The following is an 11,628-nucleotide window of genomic DNA, read 5'->3' as shown; positions in this document are numbered from 1 at the left end:
GGTGCGGGACTTTACGCAGCAACGTTGGAGGGGGTAGCGGATACCCCACAATGGGGGGTATCCTCCCGTCACTCCAGCGGGCGCTCGTGTCGCCTCTGTTGCTCCCGCTGAGCATCCTCGACGACGCGCTTGATCACGAGGAACGTGGTCTCCCACTCGTCGAGAATGTGGCGCTGCGTGAGCCGCAACACCCGGCGACCGAGCCCCTCGTAGAGGAGGTAGCGGGTGGAGGAATTGCGGACCCGCCGCATCCGCCGGCCCGTGGCGCGGCGTGCCCCGCAAAACTCCGCCTTTGCGGGCGCGCGGCCGCCCGGGACCCCCGGGCCGGGTGCCTAGCGGGGCGGTGGCGCGGTGCTCGCCCGCACGACGAGGTGCGTGGGCACGATTGTCGTACCGGGGCCTACGGCCGCGGGGGAGTCGATCTGGCGCAGCAGCTTCTCGATGCAGAGCCGCCCCACTTGGCCGAAGTCCTGGTGCACGGTGGTCAGCGGCGGCCAGAAGGCATCCGCCTCGCGCATATCGTCGAAGCCGACCACGCTCACGCCAGCCGGAACCGAGCGGCCGGCCTCGTGCATCGCCCGCATCACGCCGAGGGCCATCTGGTCGTTGGAGGCGAAAATCGCCGTCACCGACGGGTCGGCGGCCAGCGCCACCCCGTGCCGGTAGCCGCTCTGCGCGCTCCAGTCGCCCTCGAGCACGGGCGGCACCGGGGCGCCGGCCGCCTTCAACGTGGCCCGCCAGGATGCCGTGCGGCGCCCGGCCGAGAACGACGACTCCGGCCCGGCGATGTGCCAGACCGTGCGGTGCCCGAGGTCGAGCAGGTGCTGGGTGGCCAGCCGAGCACCCTCGGTCTGGTCGGTGTCGACCACCGTGTAGCGTTCGCCGGCATCGGAATCGACGATCACGACGGGCAGCCCGGTCGGCACGGTCACGTCGATCCGGTCCAGGATGTGCGCTTCCATAATGATCACGATGCCGTCCACGGCCTGCTCGGCGAGCCGGTTCACAGCGCCGGCGACGGCGCCCTGGGTGGGCAGCGCCACCGGGATCAGGGCGATCGAGTAGCCGGCCTCGGCGGAGGCCGTGGCAACAGCGTCGAGGGTGCGCATGTTGCCGAAGCTGGACAGGCCGAACATGATCACGCCGATGGTGCTGAACTTGCCCGACTTCAGCGCGCGGGCGGCGCTGTTGGGCCGGTAGCCGATCTCGTCCATGGCGGCGAGCACCCGGTCGCGGGTGTCGGCGTCGACGTTGCTGCGACCGTTCACCACCCGGGAGACGGTCTGGGAGGAGACGCCGGCCAGCGCCGCCACATCCGCCATCGACGGCAGGCGCTGCGCGCGGGCCGTGGGAGCGGCCGAAGAACTGTCTGTCGTGCTCGCCGTTGCCACGTGCCCTCCCCGGTCCCGAAAAAAGATTTCCGTATGTTTACGTAAACATGCTAGCGTGCTTACACGTCATGTTTACGTAAACATGCCGTCAGATTCACCGTCCGTTGCATCACCATACCGAGTCAGAGAAAAAGGCATGACGACGCTGTCAACACTCCCCCCCAGTGGCCAGACACGCAGTGCACGGGCCCAGCCGAACCGCCGCAAGCCCAAGCCCCACGTGCAGAAGCGCGACTGGACCGGCTGGAAGTTCATCGGCCCGTTCATGATCGTTTTCGCCCTCGTGCTGATCGCCCCGGTGCTGTACTCGATTTACCTGTCCTTCTTCAAGGACCAGCTGGTCGGCGGCAACTCCTTCGTCGGCTTCGAGAACTACGGCCAGGCGCTCACCGATCCCAAGTTCTGGGAGTCGATGGGCCGGGTCACCCTGTTCTTCGTCGTGCAGGTGCCGATCATGCTCGGCATCGCACTCTTCGCCGCCCTCGCCATCGACAGTGCCCGCCTGCACCTGTCCAGCTTCTTCCGCATCGCGATCTTCCTGCCGTACGCGGTTCCCGCCGTGGTCGCAACGCTCATGTGGGGCTTCATGTACGGCACCAAGTTCGGCCTGGTCGGCAATCTCAATGAGTTCTTCTCGATCGCCATCCCCAACCCGCTGGGCAACACCTGGGTGCTCGCCGCGATCGGCAACATCGTCACCTGGGAATTCATCGGCTACAACATGATCCTGTTCTACGCCGCCCTCCGAGTGATCCCCACCGATCTCTACGAGGCCGCCTCGCTCGACGGCGCCAACGCGTTCCGCATCATCCGCAGCATCAAGATGCCGGCGCTCCGCCCCGCCATCGTCATCGGCGGCATCTTCAGCGTGATCGGTAGCTTCCAGCTGTTCAACGAGCCCAGCATCCTGCAGTCTCTGGCACCCAACACCATCTCCACCTATTTCTCGCCGAACATGTACGCCTACAACCTGTCGTTCTCGGGTCAGCAGTACAACTACTCGGCCACCATCGCGATCATCGTCGGCCTCATCACCGCCGTGATCGCCTACATCGTGCAGAACTCCGGTTCCAGGAAGGAGGCCTGACATGTCGACGACTGACCAGACCCACGCCCCCGCCGCACGGGCGAAAGCCCCGCGGATGTCCCGCTACACCAGCGAGAAGAAGGCCGGCAAGTCCACCCAGGGCCTGCACACCAAGAAGTCCATCATTCTCACCATCATCATGGGCGCCCTGCTGATCTACAGCCTGCTGCCCCTGTTCTGGCTGTTCGTGAACTCCACCAAGACCCAGGCCGAGCTGCTCAACTCGTTCGGCCTCTGGTTCTCGGGCGACTTCGCCCTCTGGGACAACATCGTCGCCACCCTCACCTACAACGACGGCGTCTTCGTGCGCTGGTTCGGCAACACGGTGCTCTACGTCGTCGTCGGCGCCGGCGGCGCCACCTTCCTCGCGGCGCTCGGCGGCTACGGCCTGGCCAAGTTCAACTTCCCCGGCAAGAAGGCCGTCTTCGCCGTCGTGCTCGGCGCCGTGGCCATCCCCGGCACGGCCCTGGCGGTGCCGACCTTCCTCATGTTCAGCCAGATGGGCCTCACCAACACCCCGTGGGCGGTCATCCTGCCCTCGCTGATCAGCCCGTTCGGCCTCTACCTGATCTGGACCTACGCCATGGACGCGGTGCCCACCGAGGTTCTCGAGGCCGCGCGAATGGATGGTTCGGGTGAGTTCCGCACCTTCTTCACCATCTCGCTCAAGCTGCTGGCCCCCGGCCTCGTCACGGTGCTCCTGTTCACCCTCGTGGCCACCTGGAACAACTACTTCCTGCCCCTGATCATGCTCAGCGAACCCACCTGGTACCCGCTGACCGTGGGCCTGAAGCAGTGGAACATGCAGGCCCAGACCGTGGGCGGCGACGTCATCTACAACCTCGTCATCACCGGGTCGCTGCTCACGATCGTGCCGATCGTCGTGGCGTTCCTGTTCCTCCAGCGCTACTGGCAGTCCGGCCTCGCCGCCGGCTCCGTCAAGTCGTAGCCCCACTACCGTTCCACCCCCGCACCATCCGTCATCCGCAGCACCGAACATCCGTTTACAAGGAAGTGAAAGGCACCCCAATGAAAGCACCACACAGCAACACGCGCCTGCGCCGCACCGCACTCGCCGTCGCCACCGGACTCGCCCTGAGCGTCTCCCTGGCCGCCTGCGCCTCCACCGGCGGAGGCGGAGCCGAGACCGGCACCGCCGCCGACATCGAGGCCGCTCTGCAGGAGGAGACCACCCTCACCGTCTGGGCCTGGGCCCCGGCCGTGGAAGACATCGCCACCGCATTCGAAAAGAAGTACCCCAACGTCACGGTCGACGTGGTCAACGCCGGCACCGGCAACGACCAGTACATCAAGCTGCAGAACGCCATCAAGGCCGGCTCCGGCGCACCCGACGTGGCCCAGATCGAGTACTACGCGCTGCCGCAGTTCGCTCTCTCCGAGGCCCTCGTCGACCTGAGCGACTTCGGTCTGGACTCCCTCGAGGACCAGTACACCGCCAGCACCTGGGGATCGGTGAACCTCGACGGCGGCGTCTACGCCCTGCCACAGGACTCCGGCCCCATGGCCATGTTCTACAACCAGGCCGTGTTCGACCAGTACGGCCTGACCGTGCCCACCACCTGGGACGAGTACATCGCCACCGCCGAGAAACTCCACGCGGCCAACCCGAACGCCTACATCACCAACGACACCGGCGACGCGGGCTTCGCCACCAGCATGATCTGGCAGGCCGGCGGCCAGCCGTTCACCACCACCGACTCCACGAACGTCGAGATCAACCTGCAGGACGAGGGGTCGAAGAAGTTCGCCGACACCTGGAACCAGCTGATTGAGAAGGACCTCATCGCACCGACCACCAGCTGGAGCGACGAGTGGTACCGGGGTCTGGGCGACGGCACCATCGCCACCCTCAACATCGGCGCCTGGATGCCCGGCAACCTGGAATCCGGCGTGCCGGAAGCCTCCGGAAACTGGCGTGTGGCCCCGCTGCCCGTCTATGAGGCCGGCGACACCGCCAGCGCCGAGAACGGTGGCGGCGGCGACGCCGTGCTCGCCCAGAGCAAGAACAAGCTCGCCGCGGCCGGCTTCGTCGAGTTCATGAACTCCGGTGAAGGCACCCAGATCTCCATCGACGCCGGCGGCTTCCCCTCCACCGTCGCCGACCTCGAGTCCGAGGAGTTCCTCGGCGCCGAGAGCGAGTACTTCGGCGGCCAGAAGATCAACGAGGTCCTCGTCCAGTCCGCCAAGGACGTCGTCGAAGGCTGGAGCTACCTGCCGTTCCAGGTCTACTCGAACAGCATCTTCTCCGACACCGTCGGCCAGTCCTACGCCGACAAGTCCGACCTCAACACGGGCCTGACCGACTGGCAGAAGGCCATCGTCGCCTACGGCAACGAGCAGGGCTTCACGGTCACCGAGTAACGCAGCGGCACAGGGTGGGCCCGTCCGGCCGGACGGCCCACCCTTTGCGCACCATCAGCTTCCAACCAGAGGATCTCCTTCGTGTTTCACGCCCGGCTCAGCATCTCCCGCGACGACATCGTGGCCCCCGTCTCACCCCGGCTCTTCGGTTCGTTCGTCGAGCACATGGGCCGTTCGGTGTACACGGGTATCTACGAACCCGGGCACCCCACCGCGACCGCGGATGGCTTCCGCCAAGACGTGCTGGACCTCGTGCGTGAGCTGAACCCCAGCCTGATCCGCTACCCGGGCGGCAACTTCGTATCGGGTTTCCGCTGGGAAGACAGCGTCGGCCCCGACCGCCCCACGCGCCTGGACGTGGCCTGGCACTCCGTGGAGACCAACGAGGTTGGCCTGCACGAATTCGCCGACTGGGCCGAGAGCGCCGGCGTCGAGATCATGCAGGCCGTGAACCTGGGCACCCGGGGCATCACCGAGGCCGCCGCCCTGCTCGAATACTCCAACCACCCGACCGGCACCGCGCTCAGCGGCCAGCGCCAGGCCAACGGCCGCACCGAACCGTTCGGCATCCGCGTCTGGTGCCTGGGCAATGAGATGGACGGCCCCTGGCAGATCGGCCACAAGACCGCAGAGGAATACGGCCGCCTCGCCGCCGAAACCGCCCGCGTGATGAAGTGGGTCGACCCCACCATCGAACTCGTCGTCGCCGGCAGCTCCAACGCCGAGATGCCCACCTTCGGCAGCTGGGAACGCACCGTTCTCGAGCACACCGCGGAGCTCGTCGACCACATCTCCCTGCACGCCTATTACGAGGAAAAGCCCGGCGACCTCGGCAGTTTCCTCGCCTCCGGCGTGGGCCTTGACCGCTTCATCGGCGACGTCGCCCACATCATCGACGAGGTCACCGTGGCGCAGGGCCTCGACAAATCCATCGGCATCAGCGTCGACGAGTGGAACGTCTGGTACCAGACCCGGTTCAACGAGGTCGACAAGGAACCCCTGTTCACCGGCGACTGGAACACGCAGCCGCGCCTGATCGAGGACGAATACAACGTCAGCGACGCCGTGGTGGTGGGGTCCCTGCTGATCTCCCTGCTGCGGAACAGCGATCGGGTCAGCATGGCCAACCTCGCCCAGCTCGTGAACGTCATCGCGCCGATCCGTTCCGAGCCCAACGGTTCGGCCTGGCGCCAGACCACCTTCTTCCCGTTCGCCCTCACCGCAACCGCCGCCCACGGCGACGTGCTGGCTGCCACCATCCACTCCGACACCTACGACACCAGGGAACACGGCACCGTCGACCTATCGGATGCCGCGGTGACCGCTACCGACGAGGAGATCGTCTTGTTCCTTGTCAACCGTTCCAGCTCCGACCCGCTCACCCTCGAGGTAGACCTGGCCGGCGCCCCCGCCGACTCGGTGCTCTCAGCGCAGAGCCTGTTCGCGCCGGAGGGTGGGGACCGGTTCGCCACCAACACTGTTGATCATCAAGACACCGTGCACCCGGTCGACTTGACGGACGTGACACTGGCCGACGACGGCACCGCCGCCACGGTCGTGCTGCCCGCGCTGTCCTGGTCGATCGTGCGTCTGGCCGCCAAGGCTGCAGCATGAGCGCCGTGAGCACGGTCTCGACCAACGAGCATCGCTGGGTGCGCTGGCCCGAGGCGCACACCCTCGCCGACGGCACCGAGAGCCTGCCCGCCGACGCCGCCCGCATCGGCTACGGCGCCGACTACAACCCCGAACAGTGGCCCGAAGAGGTCTGGGCCGAAGACATGCGCCTGATGCGCGAGGCCGGTGTCAACATCGTCAGCGTCGGCATCTTCTCCTGGGCGCTGCTGCAGCCCACCCCGGACAGCTGGGATTTCGGTTGGCTCGACCGCGCCATCGATCTGCTGCACGCCAACGGCATCGCCGTCGACCTGGCCACCGCCACCGCCAGCCCGCCGCCGTGGCTCACCGAGCTGCACCCGGAGGTGCTGCCGGTGAACCGGGTCGGCGAAACCATCTGGCCCGGCGGCCGCCAGCAGTGGCGCCCCACCTCACCGGTGTTCCGCCGCTACGCGCTGGCCCTGGTCGAGAAAATGGCCGAGCGCTACGCCAACCACCCGGCCCTGTCGATGTGGCACATCAGCAACGAGCTCGGCTGCCACAACGTCTACGACTTCTCGGACGACGCGGCAGCGGCGTTCCGCGCCTGGCTCGAGGCCCGCTACGGCACTCTCACCGAACTCAACCGGGCCTGGGGCACCGCCTTCTGGTCGCAGAACTACACCTCCTGGAACCAGATCCTGCCGCCGCGGCTGGCCGCGACGCATCCGAACCCCACCCAGCAGCTCGACTTCGCCCGGTTCTCGAGCGACGCCCTCAAGGGCTACCTCGTCGCCGAGCGGGAGATCCTGCGCCAGATCACGCCCGACGTGCCGATCACCACCAACTTCATGGTGATGGGCGAGTCCCGCGGCATGGACTACGCCGACTGGGCCGGCGAGATCGACCTGGTCTCCAACGACCACTACCTGCTCGTGGCCGACCCCGCCGCGTTCGAGGAGCTGTCGTTCTCGGCCAACCTCACCGGCCAGATATCCGGCCGGGCGCCGTGGTTCCTGATGGAGCACTCCACCAGCGCCGTCAACTGGCAGCCGGTGAACCAGGCCAAAACCCCCGGCCAGCTGCGCCGGGACAGCCTCACCCACCTGGCCCACGGCGCCGACGCGATCTGCTTCTTCCAGTGGCGCCAGTCCTTGGCCGGCGCCGAGAAGTTCCACTCCGCGATGCTCCCGCACGCGGGGGAGAACAGCTCGGTGTTCCGGAGCGTCACCCGCTTCGGCGGCGAACTCGCTTCCCTGGCCGAGGTCGCCGGCAGCCGCACCAAGCAGGCCCGCATCGGAATCCTCTTCGACTGGGACTCCTGGTGGGCCTCCGAACTCGACTCGCACCCCACCGAGCTGCTGCGCTACAAGGCCGAGGCCATGGCCTGGTACACCGCCGCGCTCACCAATGGCCTGCAGGCCGACATTGTGCCGGCCCGGTCGGTGCTGAACGGTCACGGCCTCGCCGGGTACGACCTCGTCATCGCGCCGATGCTCTACATAGTGCCGCAGCCGCTGGCGGATGCCCTGGCCGACTACGCCCGCACCGGCGGCCACCTGGTGGTCGGCGTGTTCTCCGGCATTGCCGACGCCGACGACCACATCCACCCCGGCGGTTACCCCGGCGCGTTCCGCGAGCTGCTCGGCGTGCGCGCCGAGGAGTTCGGCGGCCTGCAGCCGGGCCAGACCGTCGGCCTGTCCGGCGACCTGCCGGCCGGGTCAACCGGGTCGCTGCTCACCCACGACGTCACCGTGGCCTCCGATGTCCAGGTGCTCGCCCGCTTCCAGGACGGCCCGTTCCCCGGTGTGCCGGCGGTGACCAGCCGCGTGGTCTCGACCGAGTCCGGCGGCCGGGCCAGCTTCGTCGCCACGGTCCTCGACCCCGACGCGTTGGTGGCTTTGGTCGGCCGGTTCGCCGCCGCCGCCCACATCGTCTCGCCGCTGCCGAGAGACGCGCACGGCATCGTGCAGCTCGCCGTGCGCCAGTCCGACGACATGGACTATCTCTTCTACATCAACCACTCCGACAAGGCCGTGACCGTGCCGCTGGGCAAGGCCGATGGCACGCTCGTGGCCGTCGACCTCGGCGGCAGCACCCTCGCCGCGGACTCGCTCACCCTCCCGGCCACCGGCGTCGCCGTGCTCGGCCGCGCCCGAACGGCGGCCTGATCATGGGCGCGTTCGAGATCGGCGACGAGCACTTCCTCCTCAACGGTGAGCCGTTCCGGGTGCTCGCCGGGGCCATCCACTATTTCAGGGTGCACCCGGATCACTGGGCCGACCGCATCCACAAGGCCCGCCTGATGGGCCTGAACACCATCGAGACCTACGTGGCCTGGAACGCGCACTCGCCGGCTCGTGGCGGTTTCGACACCGAGGGCCAGCTCGACCTGGCCCGTTTTCTCGACCTGATCGCCGCCGAGGGCATGTACGCCATCGTGCGGCCCGGCCCGTTCATCTGCGCCGAGTGGGACAACGGCGGCCTGCCCGGCTGGCTGTTCACCGACCCGGCCGTGGGGGTGCGGCGGAACGAGCCGCTCTATATGGCGGCCGTGGCCGAGTACTTCGAGCAGCTGCTGCCGATCGTGGCGTCCCGGCAGATCGACCGGGGCGGCCCGGTCATCCTGGTGCAGATCGAGAACGAGTACGGCGCCTACGGCGACGACAAGGATTACCTGCGCGCGCTCGTCGAGCTCAACCGGGCCGGCGGCATCACGGTGCCGCTGACTACCATCGACCAGCCCACCGACCAGATGCTCTCCGACGGCAGCCTGCCCGAGTTGCACAAAACCGGCTCGTTCGGCTCCCGCGCTACCGAGCGCCTGGCCGTGCTCCGCCGCCACCAGAGCACCGGACCGCTGATGTGCGCCGAGTTCTGGAACGGCTGGTTCGACCACTGGGGTGCGCACCACCACACCACTTCCGCGGAGGACTCCGCCCGCGAGCTCGACGACCTGCTCGCCACCGGCGCCAGTGTGTCGCTGTACATGTTCACCGGCGGCACCAACTTCGGCTTCACCAACGGCGCCAACGACAAGGGTGTCTTCCAGCCCACGGTCACTTCTTACGACTACGACGCGCCCCTCTCGGAGAGCGGTGAGGTCACAGCCAAGTACCTCGCCTTCCGCGAGGTGCTCGCCAAGTACGCGCCGGTGACCGGGTCGTTGCCGGCCCCGGCCGCGCCCGCGCCGGCCTTCGAGGTCGCCCTCGACGAGTTCGTTTCGCTGTGGGACGCGTTACCCGAGCTGGCCGACATAAGCGCCGCTCCGACCGCCGGGCTGCCCAGCATGGATGCCCTCGGCCAGTACACCGGGTTCGCCCTGTACCGCAGCCGGTTGACTCCGGGTGCCCGCGTGCTGTCCTTCGGCGAGGTGCGCGACCGCGCCCAGGTTTTCGTCGACGGCAACCCCGTCGGTGTGCTGCAGCGCGACCACCATGACCGCTCGATCGGCCTACCGCCGGGGGAGCACCTCGACCTGCTCGTGGAGGACCAGGGCAGGGTCAACTACGGCCCGCGCATCGGCGAGGACAAGGGCCTGATCGGCCCGGCCACCCTCGACGGTGTCACCCTGGCCGACTGGCAGGTGCTGCCGCTCGACGTCGACGGGTTCGTCGCATCCGGCAGCGCCCGCTTCGCCCTCGACCTCGCCGGTTCCGGCTCGCTCAGCGGTCCCGCGTTCGTGCGCGGCCGGTTCACCGCCGAGCCCGGTAAGGACCTGTTCCTCAGCACCGCCGGCTGGGGCAAGGGCCAGGCCTGGATCAACGGGTTCAACCTCGGCCGGTTCTGGGACCGTGGACCGCAGACCACCCTCTACGTGCCCGGTCCGGTGCTGCGGGCCGACAACGAGCTGGTCATCCTGTGCCTGCACGGCACCGAGAGCACCCTCGCCCACTTCGTCCCCCGCCCCGACCTCGGCCACACCGACTTCTAGCCCGCCCAACTGTTCCCCGAGCGGACAATTGCACCCGGTACGCCGGGCGCAATTGTCCGATTCGGGCACAGTTGAGCCGCCTCGCGTGCTCGGCGGGTCCGGCGGGTCCGGCGCCATGGGTGCGCATTGGACAATACCGGAGAGCTTAGGTTACCCTAACCAAGGTCCAGTAAGGATTGCCTAACCTAAGTGCCTCAGGAGGCCCCGCCGATGTCCCTCACCCGCCCTCTCGCGACCCTCTCGTTCGCCCTGGCCTCCGCGCTGATCCTCGGCGGTTGCGCGTCAACCGAGGCTGACGCCGGCACTGCCGGCACCGCCGCAACCCCCGCGGCCACGACGGTGTCGTTCTCCTGGGACCGCAACATCGCCGGCGAAGACGAAGACCCGCAGTACGAGGCGACCACGGTCGAGGTGCCCACCAACCCCCAGAACATCGTGGTGTTCGACATGGCCAGCCTCGACACCATCGGAGCCCTCGGCGGCGAGATCTCCGGCGCCCCGCTGGACTCGGTGCCCGACTACCTGCAGGAGCACCTGACCAGCGAAGCATTCAACGCGGGCACACTCTTCGAGGCCGACCTCATCGCGATCGAGGCAGAGCAGCCCGACCTCATCGTCATCGGCGGCCGCTCGGCGGCGCTCTACGAAGACCTCAGCGCGATCGCGCCCACCGTCGACCTGAGCATCAGCGGCTCGTTCCTCGAGACTCTCGAGCGCAACACCGAGTTCCTCGGTGAGGTGCTCGGCGCTCAGGACGAGGCCGCGGCCGCCCTGGCCGACCTCGAGGCCGGTATCGACGACGCACAGGCAGTGACGGCGGATGCCGGCACCGGCCTGGGCCTGATGGTCTCCGGCGGCAAGCTCAACGCCATGGCCCCCGCCGGCGCCGACGCCACCGGGCGCAACGCCCGCGGCGGGCTGATCTACGACGTGTTCGGCGTCACGCCCGTCGTCGAAGAGATCGAGGCGGCCACCCACGGTGAGCCGGTCTCGTTCGAGTTCCTGCTCGAGCAGAACCCCGACTACCTCTGGGTCGTGGACCGTGACGCCGCGACCGGCACCGAGGACGCCCAGGCGGCCGCGACCGTTCTCGACAACCCGATCGTCAAGCAGACCACCGCCGCGCAGCAAGACCAGATCGTCTACCTCGACCCCACCGCCTGGTACATCGTGTTCGGCGGCATCACCACCACGCAGCTGATGATCGACGACGTCCTGCAGATCGCCGAGTGACCCCCGGG

At 68.0% G+C, this 11,628-nt stretch carries 9 protein-coding genes; 7 read left to right on the top strand and 2 right to left on the bottom strand.

Annotated features, from left to right (window positions below; genetic code table 11):
• Window positions 1-68 precede the first annotated feature (68 nt).
• Together E3T22_RS17305 and E3T22_RS17300 are read right to left on the bottom strand one after the other, a co-directional pair.
• The gene (locus tag E3T22_RS17305) at window positions 69-251 is read right to left on the bottom strand and encodes a hypothetical protein (protein ID WP_088455135.1); all 183 of its coding nucleotides are present in this window, start codon (window positions 249-251) and stop codon (window positions 69-71) included.
• 81 nt (window positions 252-332) lie between these two features.
• Window positions 333-1,322, bottom strand: coding sequence for a LacI family DNA-binding transcriptional regulator (locus tag E3T22_RS17300; protein WP_134481244.1), 990 nt, complete (start codon window positions 1,320-1,322; stop codon window positions 333-335).
• 205 nt (window positions 1,323-1,527) lie between these two features.
• Here E3T22_RS17300 and E3T22_RS17295 point away from each other — a divergent pair, with 205 nt between their 5' ends.
• The 7 genes from E3T22_RS17295 to E3T22_RS17265 all read left to right on the top strand — a co-directional run bounded on the left by E3T22_RS17295 (window position 1,528) and on the right by E3T22_RS17265 (window position 11,620).
• The gene (locus E3T22_RS17295; RefSeq protein WP_088455136.1) at window positions 1,528-2,478 is read left to right on the top strand and encodes a carbohydrate ABC transporter permease; all 951 of its coding nucleotides are present in this window, start codon (window positions 1,528-1,530) and stop codon (window positions 2,476-2,478) included.
• A gap of 1 nt (window position 2,479) precedes the next feature.
• The gene (locus E3T22_RS17290) at window positions 2,480-3,427 is read left to right on the top strand and encodes a carbohydrate ABC transporter permease (protein ID WP_121678465.1); all 948 of its coding nucleotides are present in this window, start codon (window positions 2,480-2,482) and stop codon (window positions 3,425-3,427) included.
• A gap of 80 nt (window positions 3,428-3,507) precedes the next feature.
• Window positions 3,508-4,860 (top strand): ABC transporter substrate-binding protein, encoded by a 1,353-nt coding sequence (locus E3T22_RS17285; protein WP_088455137.1) that lies wholly within the window; start codon window positions 3,508-3,510, stop codon window positions 4,858-4,860.
• Between the two features lie 81 nt (window positions 4,861-4,941).
• Window positions 4,942-6,474 (top strand): alpha-N-arabinofuranosidase, encoded by a 1,533-nt coding sequence (locus E3T22_RS17280; protein ID WP_241983719.1) that lies wholly within the window; start codon window positions 4,942-4,944, stop codon window positions 6,472-6,474.
• Window positions 6,471-8,624 carry a beta-galactosidase gene (locus E3T22_RS17275; RefSeq protein ID WP_134409201.1) on the top strand — a complete coding sequence of 718 codons (2,154 nt, stop codon included), beginning with the start codon at window positions 6,471-6,473 and terminating at the stop codon, window positions 8,622-8,624. The genes E3T22_RS17280 and E3T22_RS17275 overlap by 4 nt, the downstream gene beginning before the upstream one ends.
• Window positions 8,625-8,626: 2 nt before the next feature.
• A complete protein-coding gene (locus E3T22_RS17270; RefSeq protein ID WP_134481099.1) occupies window positions 8,627-10,387 on the top strand; it encodes a glycoside hydrolase family 35 protein in 1,761 nt (586 codons plus the stop codon).
• A gap of 210 nt (window positions 10,388-10,597) precedes the next feature.
• Window positions 10,598-11,620, top strand: a complete 1,023-nt coding sequence (locus tag E3T22_RS17265; RefSeq protein WP_198414967.1) for a siderophore ABC transporter substrate-binding protein — start codon at window positions 10,598-10,600, stop codon at window positions 11,618-11,620.
• The last annotated feature ends 8 nt before the right edge of the window (window positions 11,621-11,628 follow it).

Source organism: Cryobacterium sp. TMB3-10 (assembly GCF_004402305.1).
Classification (GTDB): domain Bacteria; phylum Actinomycetota; class Actinomycetes; order Actinomycetales; family Microbacteriaceae; genus Cryobacterium; species Cryobacterium zongtaii.
The sequence above is the reverse complement of the archived record's forward strand: the minus strand, read 5'-3'. Positions and strand labels throughout refer to the sequence as shown.